Annotated in this window: 19 protein-coding genes and 1 other RNA gene; 10 read left to right on the forward strand and 10 right to left on the reverse strand. The window is 56.2% G+C overall.

From position 1 onward, the window contains the following. Positions 1–28: 28 nt before the first annotated feature. From B3511_RS08125 to selO, 5 genes are all read left to right on the forward strand, one after another. A complete protein-coding gene (locus B3511_RS08125) occupies positions 29–580 on the forward strand; it encodes a glutathione peroxidase (protein ID WP_286781057.1) in 552 nt (183 codons plus the stop codon). Further along, entirely contained in the window at positions 580–1,335 is a 756-nt protein-coding gene (gene btuD / locus B3511_RS08130) for a vitamin B12 ABC transporter ATP-binding protein BtuD (RefSeq protein WP_286781058.1), read from the forward strand. Before B3511_RS08125 ends, btuD begins: the two co-directional genes overlap by 1 nt. Before the next feature lie 73 nt (positions 1,336–1,408). After that, positions 1,409–1,873, forward strand: a complete 465-nt coding sequence (locus B3511_RS08135; protein ID WP_040075998.1) for a C40 family peptidase — start codon at positions 1,409–1,411, stop codon at positions 1,871–1,873. A 270-nt stretch (positions 1,874–2,143) separates the two neighbouring features. After that, on the forward strand, positions 2,144–2,863 hold the full coding sequence (locus B3511_RS08140) for an EAL domain-containing protein (protein WP_286781059.1): 720 nt from the start codon (positions 2,144–2,146) through the stop codon (positions 2,861–2,863). A gap of 54 nt (positions 2,864–2,917) precedes the next feature. Beyond that, positions 2,918–4,360, forward strand: coding sequence for a protein adenylyltransferase SelO (gene selO / locus B3511_RS08145; protein ID WP_286781060.1), 1,443 nt, complete (start codon positions 2,918–2,920; stop codon positions 4,358–4,360). Here selO and B3511_RS08150 read toward each other — a convergent pair. The 8 genes from B3511_RS08150 to ppsR form a co-directional block, all read right to left on the reverse strand. Continuing rightward, positions 4,357–5,136 (reverse strand): heme ABC transporter ATP-binding protein, encoded by a 780-nt coding sequence (locus B3511_RS08150; RefSeq protein ID WP_286781061.1) that lies wholly within the window; start codon positions 5,134–5,136, stop codon positions 4,357–4,359. The two genes, selO and B3511_RS08150, sit on opposite strands and share 4 nt — an antisense overlap. Beyond that, positions 5,129–6,121, reverse strand: a complete 993-nt coding sequence (locus tag B3511_RS08155; protein ID WP_263616724.1) for a FecCD family ABC transporter permease — start codon at positions 6,119–6,121, stop codon at positions 5,129–5,131. Before B3511_RS08155 ends, B3511_RS08150 begins: the two co-directional genes overlap by 8 nt. Next, positions 6,121–6,942, reverse strand: coding sequence for a heme/hemin ABC transporter substrate-binding protein (locus B3511_RS08160; protein WP_286781062.1), 822 nt, complete (start codon positions 6,940–6,942; stop codon positions 6,121–6,123). The genes B3511_RS08155 and B3511_RS08160 overlap by 1 nt, the downstream gene beginning before the upstream one ends. Next, on the reverse strand, positions 6,939–7,967 hold the full coding sequence (locus B3511_RS08165; protein ID WP_286781063.1) for a hemin-degrading factor: 1,029 nt from the start codon (positions 7,965–7,967) through the stop codon (positions 6,939–6,941). The genes B3511_RS08160 and B3511_RS08165 overlap by 4 nt, the downstream gene beginning before the upstream one ends. A 47-nt stretch (positions 7,968–8,014) precedes the next feature. Then, on the reverse strand, positions 8,015–10,000 hold the full coding sequence (locus B3511_RS08170) for a TonB-dependent hemoglobin/transferrin/lactoferrin family receptor (protein WP_286781064.1): 1,986 nt from the start codon (positions 9,998–10,000) through the stop codon (positions 8,015–8,017). 68 nt (positions 10,001–10,068) lie between these two features. Beyond that, positions 10,069–10,263 carry a hemin uptake protein HemP gene (gene hemP / locus B3511_RS08175; protein WP_040075988.1) on the reverse strand — a complete coding sequence of 65 codons (195 nt, stop codon included), beginning with the start codon at positions 10,261–10,263 and terminating at the stop codon, positions 10,069–10,071. A gap of 170 nt (positions 10,264–10,433) precedes the next feature. Beyond that, a complete protein-coding gene (gene aroH / locus B3511_RS08180) occupies positions 10,434–11,480 on the reverse strand; it encodes a 3-deoxy-7-phosphoheptulonate synthase AroH (RefSeq protein ID WP_286781065.1) in 1,047 nt (348 codons plus the stop codon). A gap of 152 nt (positions 11,481–11,632) precedes the next feature. After that, entirely contained in the window at positions 11,633–12,466 is an 834-nt protein-coding gene (gene ppsR, locus B3511_RS08185) for a posphoenolpyruvate synthetase regulatory kinase/phosphorylase PpsR (protein WP_040075986.1), read from the reverse strand. Positions 12,467–12,803: 337 nt separating this feature from the next. Between ppsR and ppsA the strand changes: the two genes are divergently transcribed. The 3 genes from ppsA to B3511_RS08200 all read left to right on the forward strand — a co-directional run bounded on the left by ppsA (position 12,804) and on the right by B3511_RS08200 (position 19,216). Beyond that, positions 12,804–15,182: a phosphoenolpyruvate synthase gene (gene ppsA / locus B3511_RS08190; protein WP_286781066.1), complete on the forward strand. Its 2,379-nt coding sequence runs from the start codon at positions 12,804–12,806 to the stop codon at positions 15,180–15,182. A gap of 254 nt (positions 15,183–15,436) precedes the next feature. After that, complete coding sequence (locus B3511_RS08195) at positions 15,437–16,837, forward strand: MFS transporter (protein ID WP_046885924.1); 1,401 nt, start codon at positions 15,437–15,439, stop codon at positions 16,835–16,837. A 3-nt stretch (positions 16,838–16,840) separates the two neighbouring features. Beyond that, positions 16,841–19,216 carry a glycoside hydrolase family 3 N-terminal domain-containing protein gene (locus tag B3511_RS08200; RefSeq protein ID WP_286781067.1) on the forward strand — a complete coding sequence of 792 codons (2,376 nt, stop codon included), beginning with the start codon at positions 16,841–16,843 and terminating at the stop codon, positions 19,214–19,216. Positions 19,217–19,220: 4 nt separating this feature from the next. Here the strand turns inward: B3511_RS08200 and rprA are convergent. Together rprA and ydiK are read right to left on the reverse strand one after the other, a co-directional pair. Continuing rightward, positions 19,221–19,328: antisense sRNA RprA (rprA, locus tag B3511_RS08205), an RNA gene on the reverse strand. 187 nt (positions 19,329–19,515) lie between these two features. After that, complete coding sequence (ydiK, locus tag B3511_RS08210) at positions 19,516–20,628, reverse strand: AI-2E family transporter YdiK (RefSeq protein WP_046885926.1); 1,113 nt, start codon at positions 20,626–20,628, stop codon at positions 19,516–19,518. A 312-nt stretch (positions 20,629–20,940) separates the two neighbouring features. Between ydiK and ydiJ the strand changes: the two genes are divergently transcribed. Together ydiJ and menI are read left to right on the forward strand one after the other, a co-directional pair. Beyond that, entirely contained in the window at positions 20,941–23,997 is a 3,057-nt protein-coding gene (ydiJ, locus tag B3511_RS08215; RefSeq protein WP_286781068.1) for a D-2-hydroxyglutarate dehydrogenase YdiJ, read from the forward strand. Next, entirely contained in the window at positions 23,994–24,404 is a 411-nt protein-coding gene (menI, locus tag B3511_RS08220; RefSeq protein ID WP_286781069.1) for a 1,4-dihydroxy-2-naphthoyl-CoA hydrolase, read from the forward strand. Before ydiJ ends, menI begins: the two co-directional genes overlap by 4 nt. Positions 24,405–24,485 lie beyond the last annotated feature (81 nt).

The following is a 24,485-nucleotide window of genomic DNA, read 5'->3' on the forward strand; positions in this document are numbered from 1 at the left end:
AACCTGAAACACAACCTGAGGTAAAACTATGTCGACAGATATTTTGCATACTCAAGTGACGACCATCGATGGGGAAAAGACCACCCTGGAAAGCTATAAAGGTAACGTTTTGCTGGTGGTGAACGTGGCATCAAAATGTGGCCTCACGCCGCAGTATGAACAGCTGGAAGCGCTGCAAAAGAGCAAAGAACAAGAGGGCTTCACCGTACTCGGCTTCCCGTGCAATCAGTTTCTGGGACAGGAGCCAGGCAGCGAAGAAGAGATCAAGACCTTCTGCAGCACGACTTATGGCGTGACTTTCCCGATGTTTAGTAAGGTAGAGGTTAACGGAGAACAGCGTCATCCTCTCTACCAGAAGCTTATCGCTGCGGCTCCTGCGGCCGTCGCTCCAGAGGGCAGCGGTTTTTACGAGCGAATGGCAAGTAAAGGTCGCGCGCCGCTCTATCCGGACGATATTCTCTGGAACTTCGAGAAATTCCTCATTGGCCGCGACGGACAGGTCATTCAGCGCTTTTCACCGGATATGACGCCAGACGATCCGCAAGTCACTGCCGCTATTGAGAAGGCACTGGCCAGCTAATGACGGCGCTGATGCAGCTCAACGGCGTTGCGGTGGCGAACAGGCTAGGGCCGATCGATGTGCAGGTCAACGCAGGGGAGATTATTCACCTTGTGGGGCCGAACGGCGCCGGTAAAAGCACCTTGCTGAGCCGGATGTCAGGGTTGTCAGACGGTGCAGGGGAGATCCATTTTCAGGGTAAACCGCTGGCCGACTGGTCGCCAGCCTCGCTTGCCACTCGACGCGCCTGGCTGGTTCAGCAGCAAACCCCGCCGTTTGCCATGCCGGTCTGGCACTATTTGATGCTGCATCAGCACGATAAAGCCCAGGAGTCGTTACTGCTGGAAGTTGCGGACGCGCTGGGCGTTAAGGATAAGCTCACCCGCAATGTCAATCAGCTCTCCGGCGGCGAGTGGCAGCGAGTGCGCCTGGCTGCAGTGATCCTGCAAATTCATCCGTCAGGTAACCCACACGGCCAGTTACTGCTGCTGGATGAGCCAATGACCAGCCTTGATGTTGCGCAGCAGGTAGCGCTCGACAGAGCGCTCAGCGCGCTATCGCAGCAGGGGATCGCCATTGTGATGAGCAGCCACGATCTTAATCATACGTTGCGGCATGCCCACCGCGTATGGCTATTAAAGCGCGGCGAGTTGCTCGCCAGCGGCGCGCGAGACAAGGTTTTAACCCCGCCTAATCTTGCCCGCGCCTACGGGATGCCATTCCGCCGGCTGGATATCGAAGGTCACAGAATGATCATTTCCACCGGACAGGAATAAGCGCAGGTTGCGCCGTAGCGCTAAGACAGGCTAAATTACGGAAAGAACAAAAAAAGCAGAGGATTCGTCTGGAATGCGATTCTGGTTTCCCCTTGTGGTGGCGCTATTTCTGGCCGGGTGCAGTAGCCATCGTGCGCCACCGCCAAACGCGCGCCTCTCTGACTCGATCACGGTCATTGCTAACCTAAACGATCAGTTGCAGAACTGGCGCGGCACACCTTACCGCTATGGCGGGATGAGTCGTGGCGGGGTGGACTGCTCGGGCTTTGTGTTAATGACCTTCCGCGACAAGTTTGATTTGCAACTCCCCCGGGAGACGCGTAAACAGGCTGAAATAGGCACCGAAATTAATAAAGATGACCTCCTACCAGGGGATCTGGTTTTTTTCAAAACCGGGTCGGGCGAGAGTGGGCTTCACGTCGGTATTTATGATACCGACAACCAGTTTATTCACGCTTCTACCAGCCGCGGCGTGATGCGCTCGTCGCTGGATAATGTCTACTGGCGTAAAAATTTCTGGCAGGCCAGACGTATATAAATGGGTGGCGCCGCAAGGCGCTCTCGCTTTAAAAGTCCCGCAATATTCTTTCAACGACGTTATTTTCTGTTGTAATAATTAGCCGTAAATGCGTTGCTTATCAAAAACTGGCTATTAATGGATATCCAGGATAAGATTATTTCGAGTCTAAGGAAACTCCTAAAATTATAACGGAACTAATGAAATTCTTCCTATTAAAATCCATGATATTGAATTACATATCTATATGTTTCAGGATGACACATAGCGTCATAAGTACGGGGCGGGAAAATGATAATTACGCTGGATAACGCTTATCAGTCTGAGCTGTTAATAGTGCCAGCCCGCAATGATTCAGGGGCGCTAATCGGAATCGAAATAATCGTCAACTTTGTTGGCGTGGCTACAAATGTACGTATGCCGACTGAACTGGTTATGCCGTATCTCACGGCCAGGCAAGAGATTGAGCTGTTTCAGGAAAAGTTGTTACTGCTCGATAGCTGTAAACTCTTTTTTATTCAACATCAGCTGACCGCATGGATAAATATTACCCCTACGGTCGTAACCTGGTTAATTAGCGAAGGTAATGGTATTGCAATTTGTGAACGTTACCCGTCACTCGAGTTTACTGTTAATGAGAATTATCCTGAACTTAATAAAGGAAAAGAAAATACCAGTTTGATGAACTTCGCGCTTCGCTTTCCGCTGGTATTAGCCAATTTTGGTGCGGGTGATGCCTCCACCAAAGCCATTTTCGATGGATTGTTTAATCGCGTGGTGCTGGATAAAAACTTCATTCAACAACATTTAACTGATCGAACGTTTGAACCCTTTATCCGGGCCATCATGATGCAGGTTTCACCTTATTGTCAGTCGGTGATGGTGGCTGGAGTGGATGACAAAGAGACCTTGCAGCGTCTGTCGGGTTTTGGCTTTAGCGCCATGCAGGGGAGTCTGTGGCCCCCGGTATCTGTAGAAAACATCACCTCCCTGGTGCAGGATAACCCTTAGGTTACCCCGTGTTTAACACCGGATAAACGCACTACACTAAAGGCAGGAGGATCTATGACCCTGTCTTTTACTTCTCACTGGCATGATGAACTGCCAGGTTTTTACACCGCGCTGAAACCCACGCCGCTCAGTAATGCTCGTCTGGTCTGGCATAACGCCGCCCTGGCGGACGAACTGGGTATCCCTGCATCACTGTTTACCCCAGCCGAAGGGGCTGGCGTCTGGGGAGGCGAAACGCTGCTCCCGGGCATGAAGCCGCTGGCACAGGTCTATAGCGGCCACCAGTTTGGCGTCTGGGCCGGACAACTCGGCGATGGTCGTGGCATCCTGCTGGGCGAACAGCAGCTTGCGAATGGCCAGACGGTCGACTGGCACCTGAAAGGGGCTGGCCTGACGCCTTACTCCCGCATGGGGGATGGCCGAGCCGTGTTGCGCTCAACCATCCGGGAAGCCCTCGCTTCCGAGGCGATGCACGCGCTGGGCGTGCCCACCAGCCGTGCTTTATCGATCGTCACCAGCGATACCCCGGTATCACGTGAATCGGTGGAGCAGGGTGCGATGCTGATGCGTATAGCCCAAAGCCATGTGCGTTTCGGTCATTTTGAACATTTCTACTATCGCCGTGAGCCAGAAAAAGTGCGACAGCTGGCGGATTTCGTTATTGCCCATCACTGGCCCCATCTGCAGAACGATGCCGATAAGTATCGGCTCTGGTTCCGTGATGTTGTCGCCCGCACCGCCTCGCTAATGGCCTGCTGGCAGACGATCGGTTTTGCGCACGGGGTAATGAATACCGATAACATGTCGATACTGGGTCTGACTTTTGATTATGGCCCGTACGGTTTTCTGGATGATTACCAGCCCGGTTTTATCTGTAACCACTCCGATTATCAGGGACGCTATAGCTTCGATAACCAGCCGTCCGTGGGATTATGGAACCTGCAACGGCTGGCCCAGTCGTTATCGCCGTTTATCGACGTGGATGCCCTCAATGATGCGCTCGATGAGTATCAGGAGGTGTTGCTGCAGCAGTACGGTAAACTGATGCGCCGCAAACTGGGGCTGATGCGTCAGGAGAAGGGTGATAACACCCTCCTGAACGGGCTGTTTACGCTGATGGCAAAAGAGGGCAGTGACTATACGCGAACCTTCCGCATGCTGGGCCAGACGGAGCGCCAGAGCGGGGCGTCCCCGCTGCGGGATGAATTTATTGACCGCCAGGCCTTCGACCAGTGGTTCGCCCTCTACCGCGAGCGCTTACAGCTGGAAGATGCGGACGATGCTGCCCGACAGACGCAAATGAACGCCGTCAACCCGGCAATGATACTGCGTAACTGGCTGGCACAGCGCGCTATCGAGCAGGCAGAGCAGGGGGATTATGCCGAACTCCATCGTCTACATGAGGCGCTTCGTACGCCGTTTGCCGAACGGGATGATGACTACGTCAGCCGCCCACCGGACTGGGGCAAGCGGCTGGAAGTGAGTTGCTCAAGCTAAGGGGCAAGAAAAACCTGCGGTGTGGCGCTGGCAGGATGTGTACCAACGTGGATCTCAGCGCCATACCAGCGGGTGAGGGTATCAGCTTGTAAAACATGCTGCGCTGTTCCCCCGGCAACGAGATCGCCGTTGTGCAGCAACAGCACACGATCTGCCCACAGCGCGGCGAGGTTGAGATCGTGCAGGACAACGCACACATGCAGATGCCCGTGCTCTGTCAAACGCTTCAATAAACGCAGTATGTGTTGCTGGTGGTAAAGATCCAGCGCTGAGGTAGGTTCATCCAGAAACAGCCAGCCTCGGGGCGCCCCGTTGCGCCAGAGCTGCGCCAGCGCACGGGCGAGTTGCACCCGCTGCTGCTCACCGCCGGAGAGCGCCGAATAAGAACGCCCGGCCAGCGGCAGGCAGCCGGTCAGCTGCATGACCTGGGTGATTATCGATCTGTCCGGCGTTAAGCCCCAGGGGGTACGCCCCATGGCGATGACCGCTTCAACCGGCCAGTCAAAACCAGGCTGGGTGAGCTGGCGCATCACCGCCCGGGTACGCGAAAGGGCCGGTGCGCTCCAGTGTGCCAGGTCTTTACCCTCGAGTTTGCACTGCCCGGCCTCGGGCTTCAGGTAGCCGGTCAGCAGCCGTAATAACGTCGATTTCCCCGCTCCGTTGGGGCCAATCAGCGCCACCAGTTCGCCCGGTATCAGAGTGAGAGAGATGTTGCGGATCACCGTCCGATCCGCCACGCGATAAGTCAGGTTTTGTGCGACAAACGTCTCAGCCATGGTGCCCTCCCCGGCGGAAGATCAGCCACAGGAACCAGGGGGCGCCGAGGAGGCTGGTCAGCAGGCCAACCGGCATCTCCGCAGGCGCCACCAGCGTACGGGCGGCCGTATCGGCGATCAACAGCAGCAATGCTCCCGCCAGCACGGAGCCTGGGATCACCGCCCGATGATCGGAACCCAGCCACATGCGCAACAGATGGGGAACCACCAGCCCGATAAAGCCAATCACGCCGCTTACCGCCACGGCAGCAGCCACCAGCAGGGCGCTGCAGAGCAGTAAAATCCGCTGCACCATCCGCACCTCAATGCCGAGGTAGTGTGCTTCTTCATCGCCCAGCTGCAGCACGTTAAGCGCCGACGCCAACCGACAGATAATTAATACCGTGGGGATCATCAGGGAAGTGATCGCCAGTAGCGTTGACCACTGGGCCTGACCCAGGCTACCCATGCCCCATAGCGAGAGTTGGCGTAGCTGGGCATCGTTACTGACCCACGACAATACGCCCACTGCGGCACCGCACAGGGCATTGATCGCGATCCCCACCAGCAGCAAGCGAGACAGCGAACTGTCGCGCTGCTGGCTCAGGATAAAGATCACTCCGGTTGCCGCCAGTGCGCCGACAAACGCTGCCAGCATTGGCGCGTAGAGCATCAATAGCGCGGGTAAAGAGAGCGGTAAGACCACCCATAAAGCCACAGCTAACGCCGCACCGCTACTGATCCCCAGCAGGCCTGGATCGGCGAGGGGGTTACGAAACAACCCCTGCATCACGCAGCCTGCCAACGCCAGCGAGCCGCCAATCACCAGCGCCAGCAACACGCGGGGCAAACGGATGGTAAACCAAATCTGGCGCAGAGCATCGTCACCCCTGCTCCAGAAGAGACTTACCGGCAGACGCAACGCGCCAAAACCGGTAGCAAGCAGGGTCGCGAGGGCCAGCGAAAGGGCCAGTAACCATAGCGAGAGCGTGATTTTACGGGACATCAGGGGAGTTGCCCGGCTTTGGTACGCAGCTGCTGGATGGCCTGCGGCGTGCGAATGCTAAAGCCAAGCAGCGCCATATCGTCAATAACCAGAAGCTGTTTATGACGCCCGGCCGGGGTTTGTGCCAGGCCGGGTAACGTCCACAGGTTATCCTCGCCGCCCAGCGCTTTCACGCCGTCCTGCGAGATCACTACCAGATCGGGTTGGCTGGCGATCACCCCTTCTTGCGAAAGGGGCTGATAGCGGGTAAATCCCTGCATCGCATTTTGCAATCCGGCGGCACGGATCGCCGCATCGGCAGCGGTTTGCTGGCCTGCGGCCATCGCGGTCATTCCCCCATGATTCAGTATGAAAAGGACACGCTTGTGGAGCGAAGAGTCAGGCAGCGCAGCCAGCTGCGCGCGCAGCCTGTTGCGCAGAACCTCGCCTTCAGCTTCCCGGTGCGTCGCCTTAGCCACAATCCGCACTTTCTCATCGATCGCGCTCAGGTCAGGACTCCCTGGCACCGTGACCACCGCGACGCGGCTTTGTTCAACCTGCTTCAGGGCCAGAGAGGGTTGCGCCTGATCGCTGGCCAGCACCAGCGTCGGACGCATGGCGAGGATCCCTTCGGCATTGAGCTGACGCAGATAGCCCACGTCCGGCAATGATTTCGCCTCGGCGGGCCACAGGCTGGTACTGTCTCGCGCTACCAGCGACGACTGCGCACCCAGGGCATAGACGATCTCGGTAACGTCGCCCCCGAGGGCGACGATTTTTTGCGGAGTGGCGGCAAAAACCGTCAGCGGCAAGGCGGCGATCAGGACCAACAGTCTTTTCATGCGGCCAGCCCCTTAGGCAGCAGGGTGTCGATCTGAGTCCGCCACTGGGGCTGCTCTGGCTCCCCTTCGGTGCGCTGGCCATAAAGCTGGGCGATTTGCGTCCCATCGGCCGCAAAGAGCTCAAGGCTGGTGACGTGACCGTCGGCGGTGGGTTTACGGGTCACCCAGGTTTCTGCGATGGTCTCTTCCAGCAGATGGAGGGTGAAAGTCGGGTTGAAGATATTTAGCCAGCCTTTCATCGGCACCACTTTTTCGACCGCACCCGTGAAAATCTGCACGCAGCCACGATTGCCGACAAAAACCATAATTTCATTGCCATCCTGACGGGTGGTCTCCAGCAGTCTGCTCAGGGCGCTGTTATCCACCCGGCAGGCCAGATCGTCACTCACCAGGCGGAAGGCCTGCTGGCGGCTCAGGTTATGGCGTTTCAACAGACCAAAGAACTGATGCACATCGGTCATGGCGTGCCATTCTTTATCCAGGGTAGCGGCATCTGCCCCTTCGGCGTAGGTGACGGCGTCGGCCGGTTTGAGCGTCAGCGGCGGATTGTCGGCAGAGATAAAGCGCGTGAGCAGATCGCCCCAGGCGGCAACGTCGGTCTTGTCGGTGGTGTAAACCTTCAATAGCGCATCGCCCTGATGGTCAAAAAACTGGATGCTCTGACGCGCGCCCCGGGCGTTGACCTCGCTAATATGGAAGGCGCTGGCCCACTGGCCGAGGAACAGGCGCAGATCCAGGGCCCGCGGATTCAGCACCAGCCCGGCGTGACCCTTAAGATGCTGATTGCTGAAGGCACCTACCTGCTCGTGTACCGCATATTCATTACGGCAAATGCACTTTGTTTCTCCCACGGCCTCCAGCGCGCCGAGGATCTCGCGGATCTCGCCCTGCAGACGCCAGGCATCATGCCCCACGCGCGCAGAGGTGAGTTCTGCTTCGCTGATACTCATCATGCCTGCGATGTCGCGAGCATATTTACCCGGATGTTCTTCTTTTAGCGCAAGCCAGCGTGTGTAGTCATTCATTGTCTCTTCCTTCCGAATAAAGACCCCGGCGAACCGGGGCAAGGGGATTACCATTGATAACTTACGAAGATCTTACCGTTACGGCCATCCTGCGGGATGCCCTGCGGTGACCAGTACTCTTTGTCGAAGGCGTTGCCCAGCACCAGCGTGGTGGTGACACCTTTCAACTGCGCCTGACCTTCGTAGCTGACGTAGAAGTCATTTACCGCGTAGCCAGGCTGCTTACTGTAGCTGCTGCTAACGTGGGTTGAACGGTCGGCAAAGGTACCGATCCAGCCGACGGAGAAGCCGCTCTGGGCCACCGGTATGTTCAGTTTACTGGTGACAGTGTCCGGGTTGATGCTGGAGATGTACTCCCCGGTGTCGGTATCTTTGCCGCGAGTGCGGTTATAGGCCATGTCGAGGCTAAACAGGTCGGCGGAATATTTTGCCATCACGTCCCAGCCCCAGATTTTGGCATTCGGCACGTTGTAGGACATGGTGGTCGCAGCGGCAAAATCGACGGTGGTCGAGATGTAGTCTTTGGCGTTGGTATCAAAGTAGCTGGCTTTGAACTCCAGCGCATCGTTGCCAAGCCAGAGATTGTCAAAGCGCAGACCAAAACCATACTCCTGCGTTTCGTTGGTTTCTGGTCGCAGATTCGGGTTTGGTACCCAGTAGTTGGTGTAGAAACTGCCGATGGAGAAGTGTTTCTCATCGTTATACATCTCACCCATGGTTGGGGCGCGGAAGGCCTGGGCATACGAGCCAAACAGCATCAGCCAGTCGGTTGGGCTAACGGTTAACCCGGCACGGGATGACCACTTATGCGCATCCACATCTTCATAGCCGTCGCTACTTCCGCGATAGTTGTCATAGCGGGTACCGCCAAGAAGGGTGACCGGCAGATCGCGCAGGGTGATCTCATCCTGCAACCAGCCTGAGCTGAAGTCGATTTTCGCATCCGGGAAGCCTGTCGCAGCGCCAGATGCGTTCTGCTCCTGACGGTAATACTCGCCGCCGTAAGTCAGTAAATGAGAGGCGAAGGAGTCGCTGAACAGGCGGGAGCGGTTTTCCACTTTCCCGCCTTTGGTGGTCTGTTTGCGGAATTCGCCGGTGTCATCGAGGTTTTGCGCGTTGATGCGGGCTTCTGACCAGTACACTTTGGCATCTGCATTCAGCCAGTCGTTACCCGCCGGCGCAATCTTATAGCCAAGCTGGGCGTCACGCTGAATAGTAGAACGGTCAGTCATGGGGTTGCTGCTATCCACTTCGCCTGGCGTTTGCGGGTTTTTTGGCTCCTGCGCGGCATTATTGTAGTAACGCAGCATTCCGCTCAGGGTCTGAGCGCTGTCAATTTTCCAGTTCCCTTTTGCCAGCATGTTATTGATGGATTCATCGTTGGGCGCGGTATCGCCGTCGCTCTGACGAATATCGCCCCGGTCACGGCTGGACCAGGAGAGGAGGCCGTCGAGGGTGTCGGTACGGCCAAAGGCGCTGGCGCCCATGCCCAGGCTATGATCCCCGGTGGCGGCGGTGCCGAATACACGATATCCGCTGTTTTTCCCAGCCTCCAGCAGATCGCTGGCATTCACCGTATCGTAAGCAATCACGCCCCCCAGTGCGCCGCTGCCGTACAGCAGGGCGGAGGGGCCACGCACCACTTCGATGCGCTTAATAAGGGCGGGATCGAGAAAAGTGCTGTTGAGATGACCGGTATCGGTCCCCTGGCGCACCCCATCTACCAGGATCAGTACGCCACGACGATCGTAACCGCGCAGGTTCACGTCCTGGCCGTTAGTGCGACCACTACCGTCGAGGGTTATCCCCGGTACCTGGCGCAGCAAATCGGCGGCAGAGCTGGCGGTCTGATTTTCTGGGGCGGTGGCATCGATAACGCTCACCATCATCGGGGCTTCAAAGGTGCTCCGGGCGTTGCCCGTGGCGGTGACGGTCATCTCCTCCGCAGCAGCAAAAGCGGCGCCGGGTAGGGTACTGAAAATCGCCAGCGCCAGCAGCGACGGGCGCAAAGACGCGGAATGCAGGTATGGCATAGCAACTCTCCATAAGGATATGAAAGCGCTGGCTGCCTGGGGATGACCTGGGTGGCTGGCGAGGTTTTTTATTTTGTCAGGATTAATTTTCCGGCATGGGTTTGACGCAGCAGATACTGCTGGCCGTCATGCTCGATAATGACGCGGCCTTCATCGCCCAGCAGCGTTTTACTGCTGATACGACGATCGGCTGCATCGGGCGCAGGCTGTGTTTTGTCTTCAGGACGAGAAAGCGTTGCTGCAGTGTTATCCATACGTGACATAGTGTTTTCAAAATAGCAATCAATGTAACAATGATAATCATTATCAACAAAAGATCTGACTCGGCAAGCGTTTTTACCAAAAAAGCGCGAGAGGATCGGATTACCAACAAATGTGAAGAAAATGAGGAGATTAAGCGCGGAGAAACCCGGCGCAAAGGCCGGGTATTAGTTTAAAACCGGGTATCAACCGCGGCAGCGAGCTTTTCAATCAGCAGCTCAGTATCTTCCCAGCTGAGGCACGGATCGGTAATGGACTGGCCGTAAGCAATCGGCTGACCGACCACCACTTTTTGCGTCCCTTCTTTGATAAAGCTTTCAGCCATAATGCCGGCGATGGCGGTGGAGCCGCTGCGGATCTGCTGGCAAACGTCATCGCAAACCTCCAGCTGGCGACGGTGTTGTTTCTGGCAATTACCGTGGCTGAAGTCGACAACCAGCTGCTCCGGCAGGACAAATTCACGCAGCGTTTCACACGCCTCATGAATATCCTGAGCATGATAATTCGGCTTTTTGCCGCCGCGCATAATAATGTGACCGTACGGGTTGCCGCTGGTCTGGTAGATCGTCATCTTACCGTTTTTATCCGGCGAGAGGAACATATGGCTAGCCCGCGCCGCGCGAATCGCATCTACGGCGATACGGGTATTGCCGTCGGTGCCATTTTTAAAGCCCACAGGGCAGGAGAGCGCTGAGGCCATTTCACGGTGGATCTGGCTTTCCGTCGTACGGGCGCCGATTGCGCCCCAGCTAATGAGGTCGGCGATAAACTGTCCGGTCACCATATCGAGAAATTCAGTGGCCGTCGGCATGCCAAGCTCGTTCACCTGCAGCAGCAGTTTACGCGCCAGTTGAATACCCTGATTAACGCGATAGCTACCATTCAGATCGGGATCGGAAATCAGCCCCTTCCAGCCTACCACCGTGCGTGGTTTTTCGAAGTAGGTGCGCATGACGATCTCAAGCCGGGCCTGATGTTTGTCACGCAGCACTTTCAGCCGTTGGGCATAGTCGATAGCGGCATCAAGATCGTGGATGGAACAAGGGCCAACAATTACCAGCAGGCGAGGGTCGTCGCCATTAAGGATTTTTTCGATACGTTTTCGTGACGTTGTCACGTTTTCTGCCACGGCGGCAGAGAGAGGATAGCGCTCGGCCAGTTCGGCTGGCGTGACGAGAGTGTCAATGCGCGCCGTGCGGAGTTCATCGGTTTTATTCATGGAATATCTCAGAATTTTGTGCTTCATCGGCAAACTACCGGGAAGTGATGGGCATCACCTTAAACCAATCCCCGCTGATTTCAAGTGCAGGGCGTTATCCGCCCTGCCGTTGCGCAGCAGTATACGCTTTTATGAATTCATGTACTAGCATGTTAGTACATGCGGCGGCTCAGCCCCATTATGTCGAGGATTTTGGTGGCAATCTCTTCCACCGAATAGTTAGTGCTGTTTAGCCAGGGGATCTGGTTTTTTCGGTACAAAGCTTCCACTTCAGAGACTTCCATCCGGCACTGACGCATAGAGGCGTAACGGCTATTTTCGCGGCGCTCTTCGCGGATAGCGGCCAGCCGTTCCGGGTTGATCGTCAGGCCAAAAAGTTTGTGTTGCAGCGGTTTAAGGGCCGCAGGCAGAACAAGATTGTCCATGTCGTCGGCAATAAAGGGGTAGTTGGCGGCGCGGATACCAAACTGCATCGCCAGATAGAGGCTGGTGGGGGTTTTACCGCAGCGCGAGACGCCCAGCAGGATCACCTGCGCCTGATCAAGGTTACGCATCGAAATGCCATCGTCGTGCGCCAGGGTGTAATCAATGGCGGCAATACGGGCATCGTATTTGATGATATTGGCCGGGTTCAGGCCGTGCGTACGGTGGGCGATAGGGGTCGGATCGAGCTGCAACTCATTCTGCAACGGAGCAACCAGCGCCTGAACAATATCCTGGCAGAATCCTTCGCTCTGCAAAATGATGGCCCGGATTTCAGGAAGCACAATGGAGTAAAACACCAGCGGACGTACGCCGGTTTGCTGAAAAATAGCGTCGATTTGATCCTTCACCGCTCTGGCGCGGCTTTCGTTTTCCACAAAAGGGAGTGTGATGCTGTTAATGGCGACCGGGAACTGTGACATTACCGCGTGGCCCAGCACTTCGGCGGTAATTGCCGTCCCATCGGAAATATAAAAAACCTGGCGATCCACAGCATTATCCATTTTGCGTACCCTGAATATCAAACGTAATTGTCTGAAAGCATAAATTAAAAAAGTAAATTACAACAGTCAAACAGCGGGCATAATTAAAAATGAAATGGTGTTTTTATTTTTAATGAAAAGTGGATTTCATTTTTATAAACAGCGTTGTATACCGATTATTTTTGTGGGAATCCATATTAATCATTAGGTTAGCAATTGAGCGGGAACAGTCCGAAAAGCGAAAAAATAAATCTGCTTACACGATTCACCGTTTTTTTAGCGCGGATAAATATGCCAGTATAAATACCGCAGTAAGGTGTTTCTTAACCCGTTCATATATCATAAAAGGATTGTTTCGATGTCCAACAATGGCTCGTCACCGCTGGTGCTTTGGTATAACCAACTCGGCATGAATGATGTAGACAGAGTTGGAGGCAAAAATGCCTCCCTGGGTGAAATGATTACAAATCTGTCAGGTATGGGTGTCTCCGTACCGAATGGATTTGCTACCACCGCCGATGCGTTTAATCTGTTTTTAGACCAGAGCGGCGTAAACCAGCGCATTTACGACCTGCTGGACAACACGGATATTGATGATGTCTCTGCGCTTGCAAAAGCCGGGGCACAAATCCGCCAGTGGATTATCGACACACCTTTCCAGCCGGAACTGGAAAAAGCCATCCACGATGCGTACAACCAGCTCTCGGCTGATGACGCACAAGCCTCTTTTGCCGTGCGCTCATCCGCCACCGCAGAAGATATGCCCGATGCCTCCTTTGCCGGGCAGCAGGAGACCTTCCTCAACGTGCAGGGCTATGATGCCGTGCTGGTGGCAGTGAAACACGTCTTTGCCTCCCTCTTTAACGACCGCGCCATCTCTTATCGCGTACACCAGGGCTACGACCATCGCGGGGTGGCGCTGTCTGCTGGCGTTCAACGCATGGTGCGCTCCGATCTCGCCTCATCGGGTGTGATGTTCTCTATTGATACCGAATCCGGTTTCGATCAGGTGGTCTTTATCACCTCGGCCTGGGGGCTGGGCGAAATGGTGGTCCAGGGGGCGGTGAACCCGGATGAGTTCTACGTGCATAAACCGACGCTGGCCGCCGGGCGCCCGTCGATTGTGCGTCGTACCATGGGCTCGAAAAAAATTCGTATGATCTATGCCCCGAACCAGGAGCACGGTAAACAGGTGACGATTGAAGATGTACCGCAGGAAGAGCGCGACCGCTTCTCTCTGACCGATGCTGAAGTGCAGGAGCTGGCGAAACAGGCGGTACAGATCGAGAAACATTATGGCCGTCCGATGGATATTGAGTGGGCCAAAGATGGCAACACCGGCAAGCTGTTTATCGTCCAGGCGCGTCCGGAAACCGTGCGCTCACGCGGGCAGGTGATGGAGCGTTACACGCTGCATGCGCAGGGCAAAATTGTCGCCGAAGGCCGTGCTATCGGCCATCGTATCGGCGCCGGCCCGGTAAAAGTGATCCACGATATCAGCGAGATGAACCGCATTCAGCCCGGCGATGTGCTGGTCACCGACATGACCGACCCGGACTGGGAACCGATCATGAAGAAGGCCGCGGCCATCGTCACTAACCGTGGCGGCCGTACCTGTCACGCGGCGATCATCGCCCGTGAGCTGGGGATCCCTGCCGTTGTTGGCTGTGGGGATGCGACGGAGCGCATGAAGGATGATGAGAAGGTGACCGTCTCCTGTGCCGAGGGTGATACTGGTTATGTCTACGCCGATATTCTGGACTTCAGCGTGAAAAGCTCCAGCGTGGATACCATGCCGGATCTGCCGCTGAAGATCATGATGAACGTCGGTAACCCGGATCGCGCCTTTGACTTTGCCTGTCTGCCGAACGAAGGCGTGGGTCTGGCGCGACTGGAATTTATCATCAACCGCATGATTGGCGTTCACCCACGTGCGCTACTGGAGTTTGATGACCAGCCGGCGACGCTGCAGAACGAAATCCGTGAAATAATGAAAGGCTACGACTCACCGAAAGAGTTCTACGTGGGCCGTCTGTCCGAAGGAATTGCCACCCTGGGCGCGGCATTCTACCCGAAACGCGTGATCGTACGTCTGTCGGACTTTAAGTCGAATGAGTACGCCAATCTGGTCGGCGGTGAGCGTTACGAGCCGGAAGAAGAGAACCCGATGCTGGGCTTCCGTGGTGCGGGTCGCTACGTCTCCGACAGCTTCCGCGACTGCTTCGCGCTGGAGTGCGAGGCGGTGAAACGCGTGCGCAACGACATGGGGCTGACCAACGTTGAGATCATGATCCCGTTTGTGCGTACCGTAGACCAGGCGAAAGCGGTGGTAGACGAGCTGGCGCGTCAGGGGCTGAAGCGCGGTGAGAATGGGCTGAAGATCATCATGATGTGCGAAATTCCGTCCAACGCACTGTTGGCAGAACAGTTCCTTGAGCACTTTGATGGCTTCTCTATCGGCTCGAACGACATGACGCAGCTGACGCTGGGTCTGGATCGCGACTCCGGCGTGGTCTCTGAGCTGTTTGATGAGCGTAACGAAGCGGTGAAAGCGCTGCTTTCTATGTCTATCCGCGCGGCGAAGAAGCAGGGCAAATATGTCGGGATTTGCGGACAGGGCCCGTCCGACCATGAAGACTTTGCGGCGTGGCTGATGGAGGAGGGTATCGATAGCCTCTCCCTGAACCCGGATACCGTGGTGCAGACCTGGCTGAGCCTGGCTGAGCTTAATAAGTAAAACCTGATCCCGGTTTTTTATAAGGCCGGGAAAGAGTGAAAAGGGCGAGGAGAATACTCCTCGCCCTTTTTATTTTCTCTTATTTGCTGCGCATCACAAATAATGCAAAAAACTAAATATCATAATTTGTCTGTTAATTTCGACAATTGTTAGCCTGGCAGGTGTTGCTAATACTTTGGCCTTAACTGCGCATTGACCTGAAATCTGCGCATCCTGGTTGAAACACGTTTTAACCTGATAATAAGGCCAATAAAATGACACTCTCCTCTGTTTTAACTACGAAAGATAAAATAGGTTACGGTTTTGGCGATATGGCCAGTGCGCTGGTCTGGCAAACAGCAACGTTATTTCTTGCTTATTTCTATACGGATGTTTTCGGTTTGCCTGCAGCGATTATGGGAACCATGTTTTTAGTGGTTCGCGTCGTGGATGCCTTTGTCGATCCCTGCATCGGTGCCCTGGTCGACCGGACGCAAACCCGCCATGGTCGATTTCGTCCCTGGCTACTGTGGTTCGCCATTCCGTTTGGCGTAAGCTGTCTCATCACCTTCTACGTACCGGACGTGGGGGCGACGGCGAAAATTGTCTATGCCTGCCTCACCTATACCCTCCTGAGCCTGATCTACTCTGCTATCAACGTCCCGTATTGCGCCATGCCCGGTGCCCTGACGCTGGATCCGCGTGAACGTCACTCGTTACAATCCTGGCGCTTTGGACTGTCGTTCATCGGCGGGTTGATTGTCACGGTGATTGCCCTGCCGCTGGTTTCGCTCCTCGGTAATGGAAACGTACAGAAAGGCTATTTCTACGCCATGAGCCTGATGGGATTACTGGGTATCATTTTATTTTTCTGCTGCTTCTTCATGACCCGCGAACGTTATTCCCCGCGAAATGATACTTCGGGCTCTATGTTGTCTGATTTAAAACTGCTGGCCGGCAACAGCCAGTGGCGAATTGTTTTCCTGTTTAATATTTTACTGTTAACCGCAGTGGTGACGCGTGGCTCGGCGACAATGTATTACGTTAATTATGTCCTGCTGCGCCCGGATCTGGTCTTTGCCTTTATCGTGGCCGGAATGGTCGCGGCCCTGAGCGGGGCGTTATTGTCCGAACGTCTGTTAGGTAAATTCGACCGCGTACGTGCTTATCAGTGGACAATAATCTCTTTCGTGATATTTGGTGCGCTGATCTTCTTTATTCCCCCATCACAGATCTGGCTTATCTTTGGCCTGAATATCATTTTTAGCTTTATTCAAAACCTGACGACGCCATTACAGTGGACGATGTTCTCTGACGTGGTCGACTACGAAGAACATCGCAGCGGTCGTCGCCTTGATGGGCTGGTTTTTTCAACCGCGCTGTTTGCCATTAAGTTCGGCCTGGCGCTGGGCGGTGCCGTTGTGGGCTGGGTGCTGGGTATGGTGAATTATGCCCCAGGACAGGCGACCCAGACGCCCCACGTGCTTACCACGATTAATGCGCTCTTTACCCTCATTCCTTGCGCGCTATTTCTGGGCATGGTGGTACTGCTTGCCCTCTACAAGCTTAACAGCCGGGTGGTGGATTCCATCGCCCGTGAGCTCGCCAGCAAGCGCGACGCACAGACCGCTGCCAGGCCGCTTAGCCCTGCCATTCAATCTGCCACACAGGAGTAAACTATGACTGCTATCTACAAGGATGCGGGCCGTCCCGTTCAGGAACGCGTTGCTGATTTACTGGCGCGCATGACTCCGGAAGAGAAATTTGCCCAGATGCACGCCTACTGGTTGATCCTCGATGAGCACGGTCACCACCGTGAGCGCAGCGATCTCAGCGATGAATTTGCGGGCGTCACTGAGCAGGCATCCCTTAATGAACGCCTCAAGTTAGGCGTGGGACAGATCACCCGTCCGCTGGGAACCCATATTGTGGAGGCAAAAACTGGCGTTCGTGCCGCAAACCGGCTGCAACGAATGATGATGGAGGAAACCCGGCTGGGTATTCCTGCGCTGTTCCATGAAGAGTGCCTGGTCGGCCTGTTATGTAAAGATGCCACCCTGTTTCCCTCTTCACTGAATTATGGATCGACCTGGGATCCGGCACTGGTTCAGCGTGCCGCAGAGCAGATTGGCAAGGAGGCGCGATCTGTGGGCTGCCAGCAGGGACTGGCGCCGGTGCTGGACGTCTCCCGTGATGTACGCTGGGGCCGCACTGAAGAGACCTTTGGGGAAGATCCCTGGCTGGTGGGGGTGATGGCGACGGCGTATGTCAAAGGGCTGCAGGGAAAAGAGCGTGATCTGCTGGCCACGCTAAAACACTATGTGGGCCACTCCTTCAGCGAAGGGGCGCGTAACCATGCTCCGGTACATCTCGGCTTTAGCGAACTGAACGATACCTTCCTGCTGCCGTTCGAGATGGCGGTTAAGCTGGCCAACGCCGGCTCGGTGATGCCGGCCTACCACGATATCGATAATCAGCCGGGGCATAGCGATAGCTTCCTGCTGACCACGGTCTTACGCGAACAGTGGGGGTTTGACGGGCTCATTGTCGCCGATTACGGCGGCGTGAGTTTGCTGCATCAGCATCACGGTATCTCTCATGACGCTGCGGAGTCAGCAGCGCTGGCGTTTAATGCCGGGCTGGACGTCGAGCTACCGAAGGATGATTGCGCCCGCCATCTCGCAGATGCGGTCGCGCGCGGGCTGATAACGATGGCGAAGATTGATGAAATCGTCGCGCGCGTGCTCACGGAAAAATTCCGTCTTGGCTTATTTGAACAGCCTTACGTGGATGAGAGCGGTATCGACCTGCAGAACGAAGAGACCCGGCAGGTGGCACGCGAAGTGGCCACGCGCTCCATGACCCTGCTGGTGAATAACGGGATCTTACCTCTGTCCTCGACACCGCAGGTGGCCGTCGTCGGGCCTACCGCCGATGATCCCCTTGCGCTGCTGAGTGGCTATAGCTTCCCGGTGCATCTGATTATTAGCGATATGGTGGAGGAAACTGTTCAGGTCACTACACCGCTGGCGGCCCTGAAACACTACCTCGGAGAGGGCAATGTCCGCTATGCCAAAGGTTGCCATATCATTGAGCACCGGATGGCGGGGGCGCCGGTCTTCCCGGGGGAGAGCAGCGGCAAGCCAATGCAGCAATCACCGGTCTCGCACGATACCGGTCTGATAGCGCAGGCGGTGCGCGCCGCGCAGGATAGCGAGGTCGTGGTGGCATGCGTCGGGGATCTGGCGGGCTTATTCCAGAGTGGCACCGTTGGCGAAGGGTCCGATACCGATAGCCTGAATTTACCGGGTGTACAACAGCAACTGCTGGAAGCGCTGGTTGCCACCGGCAAACCGGTAATTGTGGTGATGACCGGCGGCCGACCTTACAACCTGCAGGGGCTGGAGGAGAAGGTGGCCGCCCTGATGCTGGCCTGGGCTCCGGGTCAGGAAGGGGGCTGGGCCATCGCGGACGTGCTGACAGGGCGCGCTGAGCCTGAAGGCCGGCTGGTGGTCAGCGTACCGAAAAGCGCAGGGGCGATACCGTATTACTACAACCACAAGCTGAAAAGCGGCGGCACGCCGTTTGCTTTCCATTTTGGCGCGCGCTACCCCTTCGGCTTTGGTCTGGGATGGACGCAATTTGACTGGAGCGCGGCGCAACTCGCTGAAAGTCAGGTTGCGATAACCGGTGACGTTGCGGTGAGTATTACCCTGAAGAACGTAGGCGAGCGTAGCGGCAGTGAAGTCGTCCAGCTGTACGTACGCGATAAAGTGGCGACGCAGGTAAGGCCCTTACAGGAGTTAAAAGCGTTTCAACGGGTCACGCTTGCGCCAGGCGAATCGGCGACGCTCACCTTCACGCTGCCTGTCGATATGTTCAACTTTACGCGCCGCGACGGCAAGCGCATCGTCGAGCCCGGCGAGTTTGAACTCCAGCTCGGGGCGTCGTCGGCGGATATTCGTGATGTTGTCACGGTCAACGTAACGGGTGAGACTCGGATTCTGCCTGCCCAATGGCGAATGGTGGGGCGGTGCGAGGTCAATCGCGGATAGCAGGATAAAAAAAAGCCCATCGTGGGAGATGGGCAAAGACTACACACAGCAATTCGTTGTTTCACTCAGGGGATTTCCATGCTTATAAATCAACGCGTTGATTCATAACCGTGACCTAATAGTAGGCTTGCGCGCTTTTTGCGTCGATCGGATTCCTCTCAATAGTTTAAAAGCGTTGAAGATTTTTCGAGGTTTATGAGGCAATTGCGAGCACTTAGTAGGTCAGAGGGGATAAATACACTCAATAAATATTAGCAACGCTTAACATTCTGGTGGGCGAACCCACCAGAACCGTGGTTTCACTTATGCCGTTGTTCAGCGTCGCTAATCTCTTCGGGTACCAGGTGCGGATCCTTGACGGGGAAGGGCACTTCATTCACCCACGCTGAGAAAAGACGCCAGGAGACGGCCAACAGGACCGGGCCGATAAACAAGCCTATCATGCCGAAGGCGATCAGCCCGCCGATGACGCCGGACAGAATCAGAATGAGCGGCAAATCCGCGCCCATCCGGATAAGTATTGGGCGAATGACGTTATCCATCGTGCCCACAACGCAGCTCCAGACCAGCAACACGGTGCCCCAGGTGGTATCGCCACTCCAGTAAAGCCAGATAATCGATGGTACCAATACCGTCAGCGGTCCCAACTGCACCAGACAGGAGAACAGCATTACGACGGTGAAGAGGGTTGCGTAGGGCACACCGGCAATCGCCAGACCAATGCCACCCAGCACCGACTGCACCAGCGCGGTCACCACAACACCCAGCGCCACGGCGCGGACCGCCTGCGCAGCCAGCACCATCGCGGCATCGCCACGCGCAGAGGCGAGGCGCGTGGCGAAGTGACGTACACCCAGCGCCACTTGCTCGCCCCGCCAGTAGAGCAGAGCGCTAAACAGCAGCATCAGGGCGCAGTGCACGATAAAGCGACCAATATGCGCCGCCTGGCCGACAAACCAGGCCGTGGTGGCGCCCACGTACGGGCGTACCTTCGCCATAATTGCGCTGCCGCCCATATCCAGCAGGTTGTGCCAGCCGGCGTACAACTTATCGCCCACCAGCGGAATACTGTTCAGCCAGGCCAGATCCGGTAACGTGAGATCGCCGCTGGTCAGTGCTTTGATAATCGGGCCGCTGCCATCTACAAGGCTGTTCACCAGCAGGGCGACAGGAATCACAAACAGCAGCACCAAGAGAAGCGTCATCACCAGCACCGCCAGTGAACGACGGCCAAACAGCAGGCGCTGAAGACGGATAAAAAGCGGCCAGGTGGCAATCACCACCGTACCCGCCCAGGCAAAGCCGAGAATAAAGGGTTGAACAATCCACAGACACGCAATGATCATGATGGCCAAAAACAGCACCGACAGCAGTATCTGCGCAACATCCCTGGGCTGACGAAGAGAGGTCATAAATGAAATTTTCCTTAATGTACACCCGCCGGGCTGGCAGGAAGGGAAACCGCGTCACTCTAATCATCAGTGATTTCCCCGGTTTTTAACAGGCGGATTCTGCCTGTAATTCTACTGAGCGTATAAGAAAAAAATGTGATAAAACTTTCCGGACACAACGCAAACGATTATCCCCCTCCTGGTTCAAGCTGCAGATGCGTGGGCTGCGTGTATTCACCCGGTGTGCTGTGCGCCCGGGGATCTGTTCACATGCCGCCTTTCTGTAGCGCGAATGAGTAAGGGGATCCACAACTCTTATTAGGGTCGACAGTAATGATCCCACAGATTTCTCAGGCACCCGGCGTCGTTCAGCTGGTGCTCAATTTTTTGCAAGCACTGGAGCAACAGGGTTTTACCGGCGATACCGCCACGGGCTACGCCGACAGGCTGACCATGGCCACCGACAACAGTATCTACCAGCTACTTCCCGATGCCGTCGTATTTCCCCGTTCTACCGCTGACGTGGCGCTGATTGCCCGTCTTGCCTCTCAGGAACGTTTTACGTCACTGATTTTTACCCCGCGCGGCGGCGGCACCGGCACCAATGGTCAGGCGCTTAACCAGGGCATCATCATCGATATGTCCCGCTATATGAACCGCATCATCGAAATCAATCCTGAAGAGGGATGGGTGCGCGTAGAAGCGGGGGTGATCAAAGACCAGCTTAATCAGTACCTCAAGCCATACGGCTACTTTTTTGCGCCGGAACTCTCTACCAGTAACCGCGCCACCATCGGGGGGATGATCAACACCGATGCGTCCGGCCAGGGCTCGCTGGTGTATGGCAAAACATCCGACCACGTCCTCGGCGTCCGTGCCGTATTGCTGGGCGGTGACATCCTTGATACCCGGCCCATGCCGGTTGCGCTGGCCGAGACGCTGGGCAACGATAGCACCGCCACGGGGCGAATTTATCGTACCGTGCTGGAGCGTTGCCGGGATAACCGCCAGCTGATTATTGATAAATTCCCGAAACTGAACCGCTTCCTGACGGGGTACGATCTGCGCCACGTTTTCAATGACGATCTGAGCGAGTTCGATTTAACCCGTATTCTCGCAGGCTCCGAAGGAACGCTGGCGTTTATTACCGAAGCGCGGCTGGACATTACGCCGCTGCCAAAAGTGCGCCGTCTGGTGAATGTGAAATACAACTCCTTCGACTCCGCGCTGCGTAATGCCCCCTTTATGGTCGATGCGCGGGCGCTGTCGGTAGAGACGGTTGATTCCAAAGTGCTGAACCTGGCGCGGGAAGATATCGTCTGGCACTCGGTAAGCGAACTTATTACCGACGTTCCCGACAAAGAGATGCTCGGTCTGAATATCGTCGAATTTGCCGGGGATAATGGCGAGTTGATCGACCACCAGGTTAACACGCTCTGCCAGCGCCTCGATGAGCTGATCGCCGCGGGCGAAGGCGGCGTGATTGGCTGGCAACTGTGCAGTGAGTTGGCGGGTATAGAACGTATCTACGCTATGCGTAAAAAAGCGGTGGGACTGCTGGGTAATGCCAAAGGCGCGGCCAAGCCCATTCCCTTTGCCGAAGATACCTGCGTGCCTCCCGAACATCTGGCCGACTATATTGTGGAGTTCCGGGCGTTGCTCGACAGCCACGGCCTGAGCTACGGCATGTTTGGTCACGTGGATGCGGGTGTGCTGCATGTGCGTCCTGCGCTGGATATGTGCGACCCGCAGCAAGAGATGCTGATGAAACAGCTCTCTGATGACGTGGTGGCGTTAACGGCCAAATACGGCGGGCTACTCTGGGGTGAACACGGTAAAGGCTTCCGCGCGGAGTACAGCCCGGCGTTCTTCGGAGAGGCGCTCTACGGCGAGTTGCGCAAGGTGAAAGCGGCGTTCGATCCGGATAACCGCCTGAATCCGGGAAAGATCTGCCCGCCAGAGGGCATCGATGCCCCCATGATGAAGGTCGATGCCGTCAAACGCGGCACCTTTGATCGTCAGATCCCTATCGCGGTGCGCGCCTCCTGGCGCGGCGCGATGGAGTGTAACGGTAACGGGCTGTGCTTTAACTTCGACGCAAAAAGTCCGATGTGCCCGTCAATGAAGATCACCAGCAACCGCATTCACTCGCCAAAAGGGCGCGCCACCCTGGTGCGTGAATGGCTGCGTCTGTTGGCCGATCGGGGTGTGGATCCGCTGGTGCTGGAAAAAGAGCTGCCCGGGAAACGCGCCAGCCTGCGTTCACTTATCGAGCGCACGCGCAATAGCTGGCATGCCCGCAAAGGGGAGTATGACTTCTCGCATGAAGTAAAAGAGGCGATGTCCGGCTGTCTGGCCTGTAAAGCGTGCTCTACGCAGTGCCCAATCAAGATCGATGTGCCGGAGTTCCGGTCACGCTTCCTGCAGCTTTATCACACCCGCTATCTGCGCCCGGTGCGCGATCACCTGGTGGCGACGGTGGAGAGCTACGCCCCCCTGATGGCCCGCGCGCCGAAGACCTTCAACTTCTTCCTTAAACAGCCGATGGTGCGCAAACTTTCCGGTAAGCACATCGGTATGATCGATCTGCCGCTGCTATCGGTGCCGTCGCTGCAGCAGCAGCTTGTGGGTCACCGCTCCGCCAACACTACGCTCGAACAGCTCGAAGCCATGAGCGACGAACAGAAAGCCCGCACCGTGCTGGTGGTGCAGGATCCTTTTACCAGCTATTACGACGCGCAGGTTGTGGCCGATTTCATCCGGCTGGTGGAACGCCTCGATTATCAACCCGTGGTGCTGCCGTTCTCGCCCAACGGCAAGGCGCAGCATATTAAGGGGTTCCTCAACCGCTTTGCGAAAACCGCGCAGAAGACCTCTGATTTCCTCAACCGCGTGGCGCAGTTGGGGATGCCGATGGTGGGTGTCGACCCGGCGCTGGTGCTCTGTTATCGCGATGAGTACAAACAGACGCTGGGAGACAAACGTGGAGATTTCCACGTTCAGCTGGTGCATGAATGGCTGCCAGCCGTCCTGAATAACCGTGCGGTGCCGGAGTCCAGCGGGGAGTCCTGGTATCTGTTTGGTCACTGTACGGAAGTGACGGCGCTGCCCGGGGCGCCGGGACAGTGGGCATCTATCTTCGCCCGTTTTGGCGCGAAGCTGGAAAACGTCAACGTAGGGTGCTGCGGTATGGCAGGAACTTACGGACATGAGGTGAAAAACCATGCCAACTCGCTGGGTATTTATGAGCTCTCCTGGCGCCAGGCGATGCAGCGCCTGCCGCGAAACCGCTGTCTGGCTACCGGCTACTCGTGCCGCAGCCAGGTGAAGCGCATCGAGGGCAGCGGCGTGCGTCACCCTCTGCAGGCATTACTGGAGATTATGGGATGATCTGGAGACGTACCACTACGCTTGAGGCCTTAAACACCATGGGTGCGGACAATATGGTCGGCCTGCTGGATATACAGTTCACCCGCCTCGGTGATGATGAGCTGGAAGCCACCATGCCCGTCGATAGCCGGACGCATCAGCCATTCGGTCTGCTGCATGGCGGCGCCTTCGTGGTGCTCGCCGAAACGCTGGGGTCGGTCGCCGGTTATCTCTGCACCGAGGGGGAACAGAAGGTGGTCGGCCTCGAGGTCAATGCCAACCATCTTCGTTCTGTGCGGAGTGGTAGGGTGCGCGGCGTCTGCCGCGCGCTGCACGCCGGGGGGCGCCATCAGGTGTGGCAGATTGAGATCTACGATGAGCAGCAACGGCTGTGCTGCTCCTCGCGGCTCACAACCGCGGTAGTGTAAAAAAGGCGGGGATGCCTTGTTTATGGTCAAAAAACGAACAGTAAAGTGTGATATACTGGTCGCGTTTTGTACATAAACGAG

Origin of the sequence: Leclercia sp. UBA1284 (assembly GCF_002308415.1) — a bacterium.
GTDB lineage: Bacteria > Pseudomonadota > Gammaproteobacteria > Enterobacterales > Enterobacteriaceae > Enterobacter > Enterobacter pneumoniae.

Bases quoted from the DNA above. Each gene is read 5' to 3' on its own strand.
- B3511_RS08125 (WP_286781057.1), top strand. From the start codon at position 29: ATGTCGACAGATATTTTGCATACTCAAGTGACGACCATCGATGGGGAA.
- btuD (WP_286781058.1), top strand. From the start codon at position 580: ATGACGGCGCTGATGCAGCTCAACGGCGTTGCGGTGGCGAACAGGCTA.
- B3511_RS08135 (WP_040075998.1), top strand. From the start codon at position 1,409: ATGCGATTCTGGTTTCCCCTTGTGGTGGCGCTATTTCTGGCCGGGTGC.
- B3511_RS08140 (WP_286781059.1), top strand. From the start codon at position 2,144: ATGATAATTACGCTGGATAACGCTTATCAGTCTGAGCTGTTAATAGTG.
- selO (WP_286781060.1), top strand. From the start codon at position 2,918: ATGACCCTGTCTTTTACTTCTCACTGGCATGATGAACTGCCAGGTTTT.
- B3511_RS08150 (WP_286781061.1), bottom strand. From the start codon at position 5,136: ATGGCTGAGACGTTTGTCGCACAAAACCTGACTTATCGCGTGGCGGAT.
- B3511_RS08155 (WP_263616724.1), bottom strand. From the start codon at position 6,121: ATGTCCCGTAAAATCACGCTCTCGCTATGGTTACTGGCCCTTTCGCTG.
- B3511_RS08160 (WP_286781062.1), bottom strand. From the start codon at position 6,942: ATGAAAAGACTGTTGGTCCTGATCGCCGCCTTGCCGCTGACGGTTTTT.
- B3511_RS08165 (WP_286781063.1), bottom strand. From the start codon at position 7,967: ATGAATGACTACACACGCTGGCTTGCGCTAAAAGAAGAACATCCGGGT.
- B3511_RS08170 (WP_286781064.1), bottom strand. From the start codon at position 10,000: ATGCCATACCTGCATTCCGCGTCTTTGCGCCCGTCGCTGCTGGCGCTG.
- hemP (WP_040075988.1), bottom strand. From the start codon at position 10,263: ATGTCACGTATGGATAACACTGCAGCAACGCTTTCTCGTCCTGAAGAC.
- aroH (WP_286781065.1), bottom strand. From the start codon at position 11,480: ATGAATAAAACCGATGAACTCCGCACGGCGCGCATTGACACTCTCGTC.
- ppsR (WP_040075986.1), bottom strand. From the start codon at position 12,466: ATGGATAATGCTGTGGATCGCCAGGTTTTTTATATTTCCGATGGGACG.
- ppsA (WP_286781066.1), top strand. From the start codon at position 12,804: ATGTCCAACAATGGCTCGTCACCGCTGGTGCTTTGGTATAACCAACTC.
- B3511_RS08195 (WP_046885924.1), top strand. From the start codon at position 15,437: ATGACACTCTCCTCTGTTTTAACTACGAAAGATAAAATAGGTTACGGT.
- B3511_RS08200 (WP_286781067.1), top strand. From the start codon at position 16,841: ATGACTGCTATCTACAAGGATGCGGGCCGTCCCGTTCAGGAACGCGTT.
- ydiK (WP_046885926.1), bottom strand. From the start codon at position 20,628: ATGACCTCTCTTCGTCAGCCCAGGGATGTTGCGCAGATACTGCTGTCG.
- ydiJ (WP_286781068.1), top strand. From the start codon at position 20,941: ATGATCCCACAGATTTCTCAGGCACCCGGCGTCGTTCAGCTGGTGCTC.
- menI (WP_286781069.1), top strand. From the start codon at position 23,994: ATGATCTGGAGACGTACCACTACGCTTGAGGCCTTAAACACCATGGGT.